This is a genomic window from Paenibacillus taichungensis (assembly GCF_050994985.1).
GTDB classification, from domain to species: domain Bacteria; phylum Bacillota; class Bacilli; order Paenibacillales; family Paenibacillaceae; genus Paenibacillus; species Paenibacillus taichungensis.
The window spans coordinates 1,477,443-1,492,671 of record NZ_CP194720.1; the positions used below are offsets into that span (position 1 = coordinate 1,477,443).

Below are 15,229 nucleotides of genomic sequence, written 5' to 3' on the forward strand. Positions count from 1 at the left end.
AGCGAAGCGTTCGCCTTTGTCTCCGAATTTCTACACTAGTAGAAATCAATCAAGAAAATTTGGAGACAACAGCGATCGGAAGGTTGGTCTGCAGCTGGAGTGCCTGCGTGTAGTTCTCTTACTAACCTGAGAGCAACAGCGACCGATGGCCGATCCATCCCGAAGCGCCCTCAGTGTCTACAAAACCTTTTTCCAACCAGAATGTAATAAATTTGCACATTCTTCAAATACTAACCTAAATTACGCAGTAAAGGAGTGTTCCGGATGTCCCTGACACCCACTCCAACGGTCTATGTTCGATTGCGCAGCCGTATTCGTATCCAAAGGGGCCGAAGTGTCAAGCTTGGAGATGTAGCTCACTTGCTCACCTCTCCCGAAGAAAAGGAAGGAAGGCTGCTTGAACTTGAATTGCTGCGCCCCGGACCGGAGGACGGCAATCTGATCCTCATTGATATATTGCAGATCATCCCTCAGATCCGTCGGGCCATACCAGATGTCACCGTTGAATTGATCGGATCGGGTCATACGCTTGTTGAGGTAGTTGCGGGAAGTGGCAAACCTTCCAAATCCCTGTTTATCCTGGTGTGGCTGCTGCTTTTCTTTGGATCAGCGTTGACCATTATGAATTTTCATGCTGACGTAAACATGCAGGAAGTTCAGATTCGAATTGTAGAGATGATTACAGGCCGCCGGGATGAGCATCCGTATCTGTTTCAGGTGGCGTATTCAATCGGGATAGGATTTGGCATGGCCGTGTTCTTTAATCATTTATTCAAGAAAAAGTGGAATGAAGAACCTACCCCTTTGGAGGTGGAAATGTTCCTATATCAGCAAAATGTAGACAAGTATGTGGTGATTGAAGAAACCGAACGTATGCATGAAGAGGAACGCAGGGAGATGAATGCGGATGAGCGTTCTTAACGGAGCAATCAGCATTGTGCTGGGTATTGCGGGGGGGATCGCGGTCGGAAGTGGTGTGATTGCGCTTATTCTCGTGCTTGATATGATCCCAAGACTAGCTCAGCTTACGCGAACCTATGACAAAACCCATTGGTATGAAGGGGCCTTGATCGGAGGTTCGCTGCTCGGTACCGTTGCGGATTTTTGGCACTGGAAGGTGCATGGAGCGGTGTTGCTGAGCCCGATCATCGGACTGTTTTGCGGTGTGTTCATCGGTCTGCTTGCTGCGGCACTCACAGAAGTGTTGAATGTACTGCCAGTGCTGGCGAAACGACTGGGCATGAAATCGTATCTATTTGGATTGCTGCTTGCCATGATTTTGGGGAAGATGACAGGCTCCCTGTTTGACTTTTTTGTATACCAGCGTTGAAACGTTTGGCCTAAGGAGGATGGGAAATGGACGTAAGATCAGACAACGACGGGCATAACTCCAGCGAAGCAACATCCGAAGAGATGATGCATAAATCTCCTTATGAGATTCAGGAGGAAGAAGAAAAGAAGGCTTACGAAAAAAAGAAGCAAAATGAAATGTCTGACAGTATCGAGGAATCAGTAGAATATTGGCAGGAAAACGACGATATTTCCCCTCGCATGAGTGATAACAGATATACGCTTCAACAAGTGTTGGGACTTGGGGAGTCCTTTGATGTGAATATGAGGGAAATGGTCTTGGGCGGCAAACACGTTGGATTACTGCTGCTGACTGGATTTGCGAAGGATGAAATTTTGCTCGAAGTGTTAAAAAGATTAACGTATCTTACACCGGAGCAAGTGTCTGGACATGCACTGAAGTCGTATTTCGAATGCTACATTCCTCATATTCAAGTTGAGCGAGTGGAGAAAATGAGTGCTGTCATTAACAAGGTCCTCACAGGCATGAGTGCCATGTTCGTCGAAGGGGATCGTTCCGTTATTGTTATGGATACCCGCAGCTATCCGGTACGCTCACCAGAGGAACCTTCGCTGGAGAGAGTGGTCCGTGGTTCTAGAGACGGGTTTACAGAGACACTTCTGACCAATGTGGCGTTAGTACGCCGAAGAATACGGGACCCTGGATTAAAGTTTGAAATTATGCAGGTCGGACGCAGATCGCAAACGGATGTCTGTGTTGTATATATTGATGATATCGTGGACAAGGTTCAGGTAGATTCCGTTCGTGAAAAAATCAAACGAGTAAATATCGACGGTATCCCTGCTGCCGATAAGCAGCTTGAAGAAGCGATTATTAACAAGGGTTGGCACCCGTATCCGTTGGTTCGGTATTCGGAACGACCGGATGTGACAGCTTCCCATCTGATGGACGGACGGGTGGTTGTATTTGTAGATACTTCACCCAGTGTGATGATTCTGCCCACGACCTTTTTTGACCTATGTGAGCATGCGGAAGAGAACAGACAGACCGCCTTTATGGGAACCTATCTGCGCTGGGTACGATTTGGAGGTATTCTGATTTCACTTTTCCTGTTGCCGTTGTGGTTGCTGATGGTTATTGACCCTGCCATTAAGCCAGCAGGAATGGAGTTCATCGGCCCTCACGAGAATGCACAGCTTCCGCTGATTCTGCAGTTCCTGCTTATTGAATTCGGGGTGGATTTATTGCGGATGGCAGCAGTTCATACCCCGACGCCACTCGCTTCGGCCATGGGTTTGATTGCGGCCATTTTGGTCGGAGATATCGCCGTGAAAACAGGTTATTTTGTGAATGAAGTTGTACTTTACATGGCGATTGCCGCCATTGGTATGTTTGCAACACCCAGTTATGAGCTTGGTTTGGCGAATCGGTTGGTCAGGTTGTTTTTGCTCGTTGCTGTGGCGATATTCAAGGTTCCCGGCTTCGTTGTCGGGACGACGTTCATTATTGTGGCGCTCACCTTGCATCGCTCCTACAACTCTTCGTATCTCTGGCCATTCATACCGTTTAATGCAAAGGCTTTGGGTAACTTTTTATTCCGTTTGCCACTGTTGGAGAATAAAAAACGTCCTTCGATCAACAAAACGCGTGACAATACCAAAATGGACAGTGATCCGGACGGGGAATTGCAAAAAAGTAAAAAACACAAATGATCTGCCGAAAAATCCATTCTTCTCATTCACTAATTTGATATACTGGTGTAAAATCATTGGAATAACAGCTGTTCCAGTATATAAAAAGTGAGGAATGCAGATATGTATTTACATGGTACAAGTAAAATAAATGCACAGGGACATCTGGAAATTGGCGGAGTCGATACTACCGTCATGAAAGAACAATTTGGAACTCCCCTGTATGTTGTGGACGAGCAATTAGTTCGTGAGCGTTGTAGAGAGTACATGGAAGCGTTCCGTGCTTCAGGCCTGGGTTTCCAAGTTGCTTATGCAAGTAAAGCATTCTGCGTAATGGCCATGTGTGCCCTTGCTGCGGAAGAAGGACTTTCCTTAGATGTAGTATCCGATGGTGAATTGTTCACGGCACTACAAGCCGGTTTCCCGGCAGAGCGTATTCATTTCCACGGCAACAACAAAACATTGGAAGAGATCGAAATGGCGCTTGATGCAGAAATTGGCTGCTTCGTTGTAGATAACTTCAATGAACTGCACTTGCTGCAAGCTGTAGCCGCAGACAAAAATCGCAAAGTTAACATTTTGCTGCGTGTGACGCCTGGTGTTGAAGCGCATACGCATGAATATATTTCGACAGGACAAACGGATTCCAAATTTGGATTCGATATCGGAAACGGAACCGCATTTGAAGCCATTGAATTGGCTTCCAAACAGTCGAACTTAGTTTTACTCGGTGTGCATTCACACATCGGATCACAAATTTTCGAAGTTGAAGGTTTCCAAATGGCAGTTCAACGCGTTGCTGAGTTTGCAGCAGCTGTGTATGAGCGTCTTAACGTAGCATTCAAAGTGGTTAATCTGGGTGGTGGCTTCGGTATCCGCTATATTGATGGAGATACACCGCTTGAAGTTTCACAATACGTGAAAGCGATCACGGATGCGGTAAAAAATCATTTTGCTCAAATCGGCTATGCCGTGCCTGAGATCTGGGTTGAACCAGGCCGCAGCATCGTAGGTGAAGCCGGAACAACACTCTACACGGTTGGAACAAGCAAAGATATTCCAGGGGTTCGTAAATACGTAGCTGTGGATGGTGGAATGACAGACAATCCACGTCCAGCTCTGTATGAGTCCAAATATGAAGCTGTATTGGCAAACCGTGCAAATGAGGCAGCTCAGGAAACGGTATCTGTTGCTGGTAAATGTTGTGAGAGCGGTGATATGCTGATCTGGGATTTGGACCTGCCCAAAGTGCAAAGCGGCGATCTGCTCGCAGTAGCTTGCACAGGCGCTTACAACTACTCCATGGCAAGCAACTATAACCGGATTCGTCGTCCGGCAGTTGTATTTGTCAAAGACGGTCAAGGGGATGTTGTCGTACGCCGTGAGACGTATCAGGACATTATCCAGAATGATCTGGTACCTGAGCGTATTGCAAAACAGCCAGTTACCCGTTAATTTAAGTTCAAATAGCGGAGTTCTATATGAAGAAGACAAAAAAGGACACTCTTTTTTGTCTTCTTTTGCATCTTGAGGGCCGGATTTTGAAAAAATCTTGCTGATTATTTTGCGATCAATCCATTTTCGGTGTACACTAAGAAAAGTGCTATAAAGCTTGGCCCAGGGTCATGCGTTCTGGCACCATTAACGATGGTCAATACGAAAGGAGTCATTTACATATGGCGAAACAAGCGAAAATCAAAATGGCAAACGGCGGAGAAGTTGTAATCGATTTGTTCGATCAAGAAGCTCCAAACACAGTAGCAAACTTTGAAAAACTGGCTAACTCCGGTTTCTACAATGGTCTTGTATTCCACCGTGTTATTCCGGGCTTTGTAGCTCAAGGCGGATGCCCTAACGGTTCCGGTGCAGGCGGCCCAGGTTACACAATCAACTGTGAAATCAACCCGAACAAACATGAGCGTGGAACATTGGCTATGGCACATGCAGGCCGTAACACAGGCGGAAGTCAGTTCTACATCTGCTACCAACCGCAACCACATTTGGATGGACAACATACTGTATTTGGTAAAGTAACCAAAGGTATGGAGTTCGTAGACGCTTTCGAAGGTCGCGACAAAATGGAAACTGTTGAAGTAGTAGAAGCTTAATCAATAACTGTATGTAAACCGTTTCGCAATTAGCGAAGCGGTTTTTGTTTACACTTAAGCTTATTAAAAGTTAGTATGTGACAAAAAGGAACAAAAAACAATTGATTTTTTGACGTTAAAGTGCTAACATCCAATTAATAACGCAACGAATCCTTCAGGGCAGGGTGCAATTCCCTACCGGCGGTGATGCAGTATGTGAGGATATCTATCCAGCATTGATGCAAAGTCCGTGACCCGTCTGCCTGTGGCAGATGGCTGATCTGGTGTAATTCCAGAACCGACAGTATAGTCTGGATGGGAGAAGGAGAGGGTGCAGTCTTTAGGGGCCGCATTCCGCAGGAGTGTTGCTGTACAGTTTTTGACGAATTCATTTCCTGTGCAGGGAGAAATCCGGTTACTTCCGGAAATCTTCATACATATGCCACACATAGAAGCTCTTTACCTGTAATTGAAGTTCATTAAGGTATGTGTCTGCTTTCACTTGCCTGAAATGAAGTTTTGGGCGATGTGTTGTTGGCGATGTATCAATAGTACTGCTGGTGACACATGTCTCTCATCATCCCCATCGAACGGTTTGTTCGACGGGGATTTTTTATTGGATATGGAACATGCCTCTCTGTTGGAAGGGAGGTCTATAACTTAAGATTTTAACCGTGGGGTGAACGGACTTGGAAATGATTAATGATGAATTTTATATGGCGCTGGCACTGGATATGGCAGAACGGGCACAAGGACAGACCGGAATCAATCCGGTAGTCGGTTGTGTCGTTGTAAAAGAAGGACGTATCGTGGGCCTCGGAAGTCATCTCAAACGGGGAACGGGTCATGCAGAGGTTCATGCGCTGAACATGGCGGGCAGTGATGCTGAAGGCAGTACAGTATACGTTACGCTTGAACCCTGTAGCCATTATGGCAAGACTCCACCATGCAGTGAACGTCTCATTCATGAGAAAGTGAAACGTGTCGTCGTATGCTGCGAAGATCCGAATCCGCAAGTCTCCGGCAGAGGGATCAGCATGCTGCGTCAACAAGGGATCGAAGTTGAAGTTGGAGTGCTGCGTGAGCGCGGAAGACGGATGAACGAGAAATTCATCAAATACATTACAACAGGTCTCCCCTTTGTAACTTTGAAGACGGCCTCTACTCTGGATGGCAAAATCGCTACGCGTAGCGGTGACAGCAAATGGATCTCTAACGAGTCAGCTCGCGAGATTGTTCACGCGCTTCGTCATCGCCATCAAGGGATTATGGTTGGTGTGGAAACGGTCATTGCAGACAATCCCGAACTCACGACTCGCTTGCAAGTGGAAGGGATTAGCCCGGTACGAATTGTGGTCGATTCCAAGCTGCGTCTGCCTGTAGGAGCCAAAATGGTCAAGGATGGCCTTGCACCAACTTGGGTGCTTACAACGGATGAGGCGAGCCCTGAAGCGGCTGAGCGGCTGGAAGCCTATGGGGTGGAGATTATACGTTGTGGTCCAGGACCACGTGTTGATCTGTTGAGTGCACTCAGCAAGCTTGGTGAGCGTGAAATTGGTTCGATTCTGCTTGAAGGCGGGGGCACTCTGAATGGTGCCATGCTGGAAGCACGGTTGGTAGATCGACTGCTCATGTTCATTGCTCCGAAAATTGTTGGAGGATACGAAACACCAGGCAGTTTCCGCTTCGAGGGTGTAGAGCGCATGAGTCAGGCAATTCAATTGCATCAGCTGGAAATTGAACAAGTTGGAGATAATATTAGCATTGGCGGAATTCCGGTTTGGCCTGAATAAATGAATTAACGATAACGAAATAAATAAAGGAGGCGGTAGCATGTTTACCGGTTTGGTGGAAGAAGTCGGTCAGATCCGGCGTATAGGTCGGAAAGGCGAAGCGATGGTCCTGAATATCGGAGCTTCCGTCATCATGAACGACTTGAAGATTGGCGATAGTGTAGCTGTGAACGGGGTATGCTTAACTGCGACAACCCTGGAGGGTGGCGGATTTACTGCCGATGTGATGCCCGAGACATATCGACATACCAATCTTAGTCAATTGCAATCAGGGAGCAAAGTTAATCTGGAACGAGCCATGCTGTCAGGTGGTCGTTTTGGCGGGCATATCGTTCAGGGCCATGTCGATGGCACTGGGGTCATTGGAAGCATTACACGTGACCAGAATGCAATTGTTTTCGAGATCAAACCTGATGATACGCAGCTGTTCAAATATCTGATACCCAAAGGGTCTGTAACCCTGGACGGAATTAGTCTGACCGTTGTGCATACTTCACAGAGTGCATTCACTGTATCCATTATTCCACACACCATTGGTGAGACCGTATTAAATGTGAAAAAGACGGGTGATACCATCAATATTGAATGTGATATTTTGGGCAAATATGTGGATCATCTACTGCACTATGGTAAGGGACATCAGGAGACAGGTGCGGGTAAGCCGAGAAGTATCAGTGAGGATTTCCTCGCTAATCACGGATTTGCTTAACAAATCGTAATTGATTAACTACAAATATAAATTGAAATAGAAACTGGAGGGGGACCTATGTCAGAGAAATCCATTTTGAATTCTATTGAGGAAGCCATCTACGATCTCATGCAGGGTAAACCGGTTATTGTGGTGGATGATGAGGATCGGGAGAATGAAGGCGACTTTATCGCTTTGGCGGAAAAGGCTACACCTGAAGTAATCAATTTCATGATTACCGAAGGCAGAGGTCTGGTGTGTGTTCCCATTACGCAGCAACGTGCCGATGAACTCAACCTGAAACCTATGGTCCAGCAAAATACGGACTTTCATGGGACGGCTTTTACCGTCTCTGTAGATCATAAAGATACCACAACGGGCATCTCGGCTCATGAACGCTCCATTACAGTCAAGGGGCTGATTAATCCCGAAGCGAAAAGCGGAGATTTCCGCAAGCCGGGCCATATGTTCCCACTCATCGCCAAAGACGGCGGAGTGCTAAGACGCGCGGGACATACGGAAGCGGCTGTAGACCTCGCCATTATGTGCGGTTCCTATCCGGCAGGTGTAATCTGTGAAGTGATCAAGGAAGATGGCACTATGGCCAGACTTCCGGATCTGCAGGAGATAGCCCGCAAGCATGATCTGAAGCTGATCAGCATTCAGGACATGATTCGGTACCGGAATGAAAAGGAACAGTTGGTTAAACGTGAAGTAGCTGTACGTATGCCAACAGACTTTGGTGAATTCCAGGCGGTGGCCTACACCAATGCGGTGGACAACAAGGAGCACGTCGCCTTAGTTAAAGGTGAAATTGACGGATCGAAACCTGTATTGGTTCGCGTACACTCCGAATGTCTCACAGGGGATGTATTCCATTCTCATCGATGCGACTGTGGTCCACAATTCGATGCAGCATTGAAACAAATTCATGACGAAGGCAATGGCGTTCTGCTCTATATGAGACAGGAAGGACGAGGCATTGGACTGATCAACAAACTCAAAGCCTACAAACTGCAAGAGGAAGGTCTGGACACCGTGGATGCCAATCTGAAGCTTGGGTTTGCTGCCGATCTTCGAGATTACGGTATTGGTGCCCAAATTCTTAAGGATCTTGGTGTTCGTCAAATTCGCTTGTTAACCAACAATCCACGCAAAATTAAAGGGCTTGAAGGGTACGGACTTGAAGTGGTGGAACGAGTTGCCATTCAGATGGAAGAAAACGAGGATAATACGGTCTACTTGCACACGAAGCAGGCGAAACTCGGCCATATGCTAAAGTTCGACGATATCGAGCAGAATGAAGAAAAAAACTGAGTAGCTTTTCTGAGGTTAAACAGGGTGAACTAGTTTCCAAAAATCAGCTGAGTACATGATATAATACAATTAGGGAGATGACTTGAATGCCACACTTTTTTGAAGGACATTTGGTATCAGAAGGATTAAAATATGGAGTAGTCGTAGGACGTTTTAACGAGTTCATTACAAGCAAATTGCTCAGCGGAGCACTGGATGCTTTCAAACGTCACGGTGTACAAGATGATGAAGTGGATGTAGCGTGGGTTCCAGGAGCCTTTGAAATCCCGTTGATTGCACAAAAAATGGCTGAAAGTGGCAAATACGACGCTGTCATTACGTTGGGGACGGTTATCCGTGGTTCAACAACACATTATGATTATGTGTGCAATGAGATGGCTAAGGGTGTAGCCGCAATTAACCTGAAAACAGGCGTACCTACAATCTTCGGCCTGGTTACAACAGAGAATATTGAACAAGCCATTGAGCGCGCTGGAACAAAGGCAGGAAACAAAGGCTGGGATTCAGCTACTGCAGCTATTGAAATGGCGAACTTGACGAAACAGCTAAAATAGTGCTTATTTAATATAGTGCCCTGCTCTGCGCAGACGAAAACGGGAGACCGGATTCGGCGGCTTAGCGGGGGTTTTTATTTTTCTGGCGGGAGGATTCGTCTAGTGACGGTAGTTACATACAAACTGGAGACTTTTGAAGGGCCTTTGGATCTGCTGCTTCATCTGATCGATAAGGCAGAGATTCATATCCAGGATATTCCCATCAGCGATATTACCGATCAATATATGGCGTATCTGCATTCGATGCAGGAGCTGGAGCTGGATATTACGAGTGAATTTCTGGTAATGGCGGCAACACTTCTGTCGATCAAGAGCAAACTATTACTGCCCAAACCACCGGTAATCGAGGACTTTGAGGATTATGCATATATGGAAGATGAAGATTATGATCCACGTGCAGAACTGATTGCGCGTCTGATTGAATATCGCAAATACAAGGGGATTGCGCGTCACTTGCACGAACGGGAGTGGGAACGCAGCCTTATTTTCTCCAAAGAACCCGAGGATTTGCGGCCTTATATGCCTGTAGAAGCACAATCGAATCCGGTCGAGGGTTTGCATACCTCGGATCTGATTGCAGCCTTTCAGAAGGCGCTACGCAAGGCGGAGAAGCGGACAACCGTAACTCGGATCCAGCGGGATGAAATCTCGGTTAAGGATCGTATTCGGGATGTCATCGGGGCTTTGGAAAGTATGGGACCGGGAGGCAGACTGTTATTCTCCAAGCTGCTGGATAATCAAATTTACAGGCATGAGATTGTCGTAACTTTTTTGGCGGTGCTGGAGCTGATGAAGATGAAGCAGATTGTCTGTTATCAGGAACGGATGTTTGAGGATATCGTTATGGAGTGGAGAGGGGAAACAAAGAATCATGGATTTTCCGAAATTGAAATCGATTATTGAAGGCCTGCTGTTTTTGTCCGGAGAAGAAGGTCTGAGCATCAAACAAATCGCCGAAATCGTGGATCAGCGAACCGAACTGGTGTCGGATGCGATTGAGGAAATGATCGCTGAATTTGCCAAGCAGGGACGAGGCGTACAAATTCTTAAAATTGCAGGGGTAGTCCAACTGGGTACATTACCGGAACATGCGGCTTATTTTGAGAAATTGGCTTATTCACCTGCACGTACGTCTCTATCCCAGGCAGCTTTGGAGACGCTCGCTATTGTGGCGTACCGTCAGCCTATCACGCGGGTAGAGATTGAGGAGATCCGTGGCGTAAAATCCGAACGTGCTATCCATACACTTGTGAACAAGGATCTCATTCAGGAAGTGGGACGGGCTGAGGCCATTGGACGCCCAATTTTATATGGCACTACCAAGTCCTTCCTGGACTACTTTGGTTTGGCTTCGCTCAAAGATCTGCCGGAGCCAGGGTTGTTTGAAGATTCCGAGAACCTGGAGGAAGAAACACAGCTGCTTTTTGAAAAATTGGATGTGCAGCATGTGGACCTGGACCTGGATAGTACAAATCTCGAAGATGATGCAAATTCAAACGATATTAATAACGAAGATGATCCTTTAAATTCATAACTTTGCAGTCTGGATCGATTCAAAACCGGTGCCCTTTCGGGTTGCCGGTTTTTTTGGCGTGGTACGTGGAATGGAGTGTAAGGTAGCGTTCAAAGATTAAATGGAATTTTCAGGTCAGACGTGAATTTTTTCCTATATAGAGTGTCATACTAGACGTGAAAAGAATTGAGGGCTTGGAGGTAAGGCCTGTGTGGATTTGGCTTGGAGGAATCGGCTTGTTGATCGCACTGCTTCTTGTCGCAGTCCTCATCTCGTATGTTCATGTGCATTTTACATTTAGGAAACACAATCACGATGATTATGCCAAGATTACGGTTCGTCTGCTATATGGCATTGTGCGTATTAACTATGAAATTCCTAGTATTGTCTTTCGTAATATGAAGGAAGGTTTTCTGGTGAAAACGGAGCAGCGAATGAATCATTCAAGGGGAGAAGCCCAGAGCAGCGAGCGTGTTAACAAACGTAAAGTCAAAAAATGGGCTAAGGACGTAAAAATCATGCTCAGGGCAACGGAAGCATTAAAGCTCTGGATCAAGCAAACGCTCACTCGTGTACATATGACTCATTTGTCCTGGTCCACTTGCATTGGCGTTGGCGATGCAGCATATACGGCTGTTCTCATAGGTTGGGTGTGGAGCATCAAGTCGATCATCATTGGATACCTCTCTTATCAAATTCGTTTTGAACAAACGCCACAGTTACAAGTTGTGCCGGTGTGGGAAGACGAGATGGAGTTCCAAACCGAGCTGGATTGGAAACTAAAGATCCGGATTACAGCAGTCATGATCGCAGGACTTACATTGTTAACCCGAGTGCTTCAAGTAGAGGGAGGATGGCGGATGTGGTTCAGACTCTTAAAAGAGCAACGACGCAGACGCAAGATGAAGAAACAAAACAGTAAATCGCAAATATGAGTGTATGTATTGTCCCCGTGTTATATAGATTTCATGAAGGTGACTGCGGGTGGCGGGTGGAACGAAATTATGCTCCTTGGCTAGATCATTTCGTTAGTAAAGAAGTAATCGATTATGCTGAAATTTTCCACAGTTTAATTGCAACTTGCCGGGGTTATATTTTGCCGAGTCAGCGGTTTGAAGTATTGAGGTTTAGTTAAAAGGCTGGCTTACATAAGTCCCTTCAAGTTTGGGGATGATATGGTTAGATCAAACCTAGCTTAAATTGAAACTGGAGGGAATTTAAATGTCAGATCATCCAATTCAAGGCTTAATGGAAACCGCAATGGAAAATATCAAGGCCATGGTGGATGTCAATACAATCGTGGGCGATGCGGTCGAAACACCTGATGGTACTGTGATTTTGCCGATCAGTAAAGTAGGATTCGGATTCGCTGCGGGTGGCAGTGATTTTCATGTAAGTGATGGAAGCAGCAAAGGTGGAAGTGGCGGAAGCAGCGGTAGTACGACTGAACATGCCAGCTCCGCATCGGTTGCCTCACCATTTGGAGGCGGAAGCGGGGGCGGCGTATCCATTCGTCCAATCGCCTTCCTGGTAGTTGGCAAACAAGGCGTTCACATCGTTCCGCTTGATAACTCAACACATCTGTTTGAGAAATTGATTGATTCCACACCGTATGTGATGGATAGAATTCAGGACATGTTCCGCAATCGTAATACAACACAACCGACAGCGTCTGGCATTCCTGTCACACCTGATCCTTCTACGTACAGCTAATTAATGATTCGGTTGAGATCCCTTCCGCAGCATGTGCGAGAGGGATTTTTGCTGTTTGCTAACACTGGGACATACTTCGGGTTGTCCTGTCATAAGCTAGTACAAGATTCCAAGTGACCCGGAGGAATGAATCGATGCGAAAATTAATGAAATTTATGGCATGCATGCTTGTACCCTTGTTTCTGTTTCCCTCAATTGGACTTGCTGAAGCCCAGGGAACCATACCTGGCCCCTCAAATCATGCGCAAAGCGCTGCTCTCATTGATGTGACGTCGGGCCGAATATTGTACAGCAAGGACGGGGATAAGGAACTCAGAATTGCCAGCTTGACCAAAATCATGACAGCAATTGTTGCGATTGAACACGGTAAACTGGATGACAAAGTAAAGGTAACTTCTTCGGCTTTTGCCAAAGAAGGGTCATCCATCTATCTCAAGCTGGGTGAAGAAATGACACTGGAAAACATGCTGTATGGGCTGATGCTTCGATCGGGCAACGATGCGGCCTCGGCGATTGCTGAACATGTCGGTGGATCTGAAGAAGGTTTCGTTCTTTTAATGAACAAAAAGGCAGAGCAAATTGGTCTAACCCATTCCCATTTTATGAATCCCCATGGACTTGACGCAGATGGTCATTACTCCACCGCCAATGATCTGGCACGCCTAACCGCGTATGCGCTCAAGAATCCGGTATTCAAACAAATTGTAGCTACGGAGAACAAATCGGCCCCAAATCCGAATGAGAGCTGGGAGTATTCCTGGCAAAACAAAAATAAAATGCTGCGATTGTACGAAGGAGCCGATGGCGTAAAGACCGGATATACCAAAAAAGCATTCCGTTGTCTGGTCAGCTCTGCTACTCGCAATGGACAACAACTTGCTGCGGTAACCCTGAACGATGGTGACGACTGGAATGACCATGCACGTATGCTGGATTTCGGTTTTGAAAACTTCCCTTTGGTGGAAATTGCAAAAAAAGAACAGCCTGTACAAAACACGGATGTGGTCACAGGCCGCGGGTTCACCTATCCTCTGGCGAAGAGTGAGACATCTTCATTGACGAAAAAGCTGATTTTACTCGAAAACCGTGTCCAAGAGAGTACAGAGGGAGATGCAAAAACGACTGATCCCACTTTTGGACTGGCCGGCCGAATTGATATGCAGCTTGACGGGAAACTTGTGGGTTCAATTCCTGTGTATCGCAAAGGAAGTTATATTCCGCCAGAGCCAAAGACAGAGGATGCAACTCTGGGGGGGATCGATGAAATTTCTACCTGGGCTTCCGCATGGCGTGCAGTATTAAGTCATTTGTTATCTCCATAAGGAGGGGAGGGTTATCTTTTGATCAATTTAATCTGGCTTCTCATGATCGTAACCGGATTTGCTTTTGCAGCCGCACAGGGCAAAATTGAAGTCGTTACGCAGGCGGCTTTTGATGGAGCAGCAACCGGAGTCACGGTATGCTTTGGGCTGATCAGTGTGCTCGTGTTCTGGATGGGGATGATGAAAATGGCTGAGGATGCAGGGCTCTTGGGACGAATCGCAAAGCTGCTGGGTCCGGTTGTTGGCTTCTTGTTCCCGGATGTTCCGCGGAATCATCCAGCCATGGGCTATATTTTATCTAACATGAGTGCCAATCTACTCGGCCTAGGCAATGCGGCAACCCCAATGGGGATTAAAGCCATGCAGCAACTGCAAGAGCTGAATCCGGATAAACAAACGGCTTCCCCTGCCATGTGCACGCTGCTGGCTCTGAATACAGCGAGTATCACCATTATTCCAACAACCCTGATAGCCATTCGGCTTAATTATCATTCTGCGAATGCCACGGAAATTGTAGGCACCACGCTAATGGCAACCATTATTGCGACATTTGCAGCCATCGTAGCCGATCGCTGGTACCGAAACAGGGCACTTCACAGGCCGCCGCGTGTACATAAAAGTGACAATCCCGGTATGAAAGGATGAGCAACGTTGTTAACCTTCATCAACTGGATTTCCGTCTGGGCCATTCCGGTTATCATCGCGTTTGTTCCATTATATGCGTTTACCAAAAAGGTCCCGGTCTACGAATCCTTTGTTGATGGGGCCAAAGACGGCTTCTCTACGGCAATTAGCATTATTCCCCATCTGGTAGGTATGATGGTAGCGATCAGTGTATTCCGTGCTTCTGGTGCATTGGATTATGTGATCAGCCTATTCGCACCACTTGTGTCCTGGATGGGGGTTCCGGGAGAAGTATTGCCACTCGGTATTTTGCGTCCTTTGACTGGGACAGGCTCGCTTGCCTTTACAACTGACCTAATTAAAACCTATGGCCCCGACTCGATGATTGGCCGCATGGCTTCCACGATTCAAGGCAGTACGGATACAACCCTATATGTATTGACTGTTTATTTTGGAGCGGTAGGCATACGTAATGGTCGCTATGCGCTCAAAGTTGGGTTGTTTTCCGATGTAGTTGGTTTCATTGCAGCCTTGGTCATTTGTTTGATTGTATTTGGTTAAAAATATGCCCTCTCCTTCCGATATACGAATTATGCTAGAATGATAGCGGAGGAG

At 46.6% G+C, this 15,229-nt stretch carries 16 protein-coding genes and 1 riboswitch; all 16 genes read left to right on the forward strand.

The annotated features are described in order from the left end of the window. Nucleotides 1-264 precede the first annotated feature (264 nt). The 16 genes from ACR1R9_RS06810 (at nucleotide 265) to ACR1R9_RS06885 (ending at nucleotide 15,175) form a co-directional block, all read left to right on the forward strand. The gene (locus tag ACR1R9_RS06810; RefSeq protein ID WP_175383052.1) at nucleotides 265-921 is read left to right on the forward strand and encodes a stage V sporulation protein AA; all 657 of its coding nucleotides are present in this window, start codon (nucleotides 265-267) and stop codon (nucleotides 919-921) included. Then, nucleotides 902-1,330, forward strand: a complete 429-nt coding sequence (locus ACR1R9_RS06815; RefSeq protein WP_076291911.1) for a stage V sporulation protein AB — start codon at nucleotides 902-904, stop codon at nucleotides 1,328-1,330. The genes ACR1R9_RS06810 and ACR1R9_RS06815 overlap by 20 nt, the downstream gene beginning before the upstream one ends. An 83-nt stretch (nucleotides 1,331-1,413) precedes the next feature. Continuing rightward, nucleotides 1,414-3,024, forward strand: coding sequence for a spore germination protein (locus ACR1R9_RS06820; RefSeq protein WP_099858268.1), 1,611 nt, complete (start codon nucleotides 1,414-1,416; stop codon nucleotides 3,022-3,024). A gap of 102 nt (nucleotides 3,025-3,126) precedes the next feature. Further along, complete coding sequence (gene lysA / locus ACR1R9_RS06825) at nucleotides 3,127-4,458, forward strand: diaminopimelate decarboxylase (protein ID WP_076291913.1); 1,332 nt, start codon at nucleotides 3,127-3,129, stop codon at nucleotides 4,456-4,458. A gap of 221 nt (nucleotides 4,459-4,679) precedes the next feature. Beyond that, nucleotides 4,680-5,111 (forward strand): peptidylprolyl isomerase, encoded by a 432-nt coding sequence (locus tag ACR1R9_RS06830; RefSeq protein WP_024630947.1) that lies wholly within the window; start codon nucleotides 4,680-4,682, stop codon nucleotides 5,109-5,111. A gap of 146 nt (nucleotides 5,112-5,257) precedes the next feature. Next, nucleotides 5,258-5,421, forward strand: a riboswitch (FMN riboswitch). A gap of 358 nt (nucleotides 5,422-5,779) precedes the next feature. Beyond that, complete coding sequence (ribD, locus tag ACR1R9_RS06835) at nucleotides 5,780-6,883, forward strand: bifunctional diaminohydroxyphosphoribosylaminopyrimidine deaminase/5-amino-6-(5-phosphoribosylamino)uracil reductase RibD (RefSeq protein ID WP_076291914.1); 1,104 nt, start codon at nucleotides 5,780-5,782, stop codon at nucleotides 6,881-6,883. Between the two features lie 40 nt (nucleotides 6,884-6,923). Further along, nucleotides 6,924-7,592 (forward strand): riboflavin synthase, encoded by a 669-nt coding sequence (gene ribE / locus ACR1R9_RS06840; protein WP_433921465.1) that lies wholly within the window; start codon nucleotides 6,924-6,926, stop codon nucleotides 7,590-7,592. A gap of 57 nt (nucleotides 7,593-7,649) precedes the next feature. Next, nucleotides 7,650-8,888, forward strand: a complete 1,239-nt coding sequence (locus ACR1R9_RS06845) for a bifunctional 3,4-dihydroxy-2-butanone-4-phosphate synthase/GTP cyclohydrolase II (RefSeq protein WP_076291916.1) — start codon at nucleotides 7,650-7,652, stop codon at nucleotides 8,886-8,888. A gap of 86 nt (nucleotides 8,889-8,974) precedes the next feature. Beyond that, nucleotides 8,975-9,442 carry a 6,7-dimethyl-8-ribityllumazine synthase gene (ribH, locus tag ACR1R9_RS06850; protein WP_063565743.1) on the forward strand — a complete coding sequence of 156 codons (468 nt, stop codon included), beginning with the start codon at nucleotides 8,975-8,977 and terminating at the stop codon, nucleotides 9,440-9,442. 102 nt (nucleotides 9,443-9,544) lie between these two features. Further along, on the forward strand, nucleotides 9,545-10,345 hold the full coding sequence (locus tag ACR1R9_RS06855; RefSeq protein ID WP_024630942.1) for a segregation and condensation protein A: 801 nt from the start codon (nucleotides 9,545-9,547) through the stop codon (nucleotides 10,343-10,345). Next, the gene (scpB, locus tag ACR1R9_RS06860; RefSeq protein ID WP_433921464.1) at nucleotides 10,314-10,976 is read left to right on the forward strand and encodes an SMC-Scp complex subunit ScpB; all 663 of its coding nucleotides are present in this window, start codon (nucleotides 10,314-10,316) and stop codon (nucleotides 10,974-10,976) included. The genes ACR1R9_RS06855 and scpB overlap by 32 nt, the downstream gene beginning before the upstream one ends. 188 nt (nucleotides 10,977-11,164) lie before the next feature. Further along, the gene (locus tag ACR1R9_RS06865; RefSeq protein ID WP_433921463.1) at nucleotides 11,165-11,890 is read left to right on the forward strand and encodes a DUF2953 domain-containing protein; all 726 of its coding nucleotides are present in this window, start codon (nucleotides 11,165-11,167) and stop codon (nucleotides 11,888-11,890) included. A 286-nt stretch (nucleotides 11,891-12,176) separates the two neighbouring features. Beyond that, nucleotides 12,177-12,668, forward strand: a complete 492-nt coding sequence (gene ytfJ, locus ACR1R9_RS06870; RefSeq protein ID WP_076291919.1) for a GerW family sporulation protein — start codon at nucleotides 12,177-12,179, stop codon at nucleotides 12,666-12,668. Nucleotides 12,669-12,802: 134 nt separating this feature from the next. Next, nucleotides 12,803-13,990 carry a D-alanyl-D-alanine carboxypeptidase family protein gene (locus ACR1R9_RS06875; RefSeq protein WP_099858155.1) on the forward strand — a complete coding sequence of 396 codons (1,188 nt, stop codon included), beginning with the start codon at nucleotides 12,803-12,805 and terminating at the stop codon, nucleotides 13,988-13,990. An 18-nt stretch (nucleotides 13,991-14,008) separates the two neighbouring features. Then, nucleotides 14,009-14,635 (forward strand): nucleoside recognition domain-containing protein, encoded by a 627-nt coding sequence (locus tag ACR1R9_RS06880; protein ID WP_063568316.1) that lies wholly within the window; start codon nucleotides 14,009-14,011, stop codon nucleotides 14,633-14,635. A gap of 6 nt (nucleotides 14,636-14,641) precedes the next feature. Next, on the forward strand, nucleotides 14,642-15,175 hold the full coding sequence (locus ACR1R9_RS06885) for a spore maturation protein (RefSeq protein WP_062324415.1): 534 nt from the start codon (nucleotides 14,642-14,644) through the stop codon (nucleotides 15,173-15,175). Nucleotides 15,176-15,229: the final 54 nt, after the last annotated feature.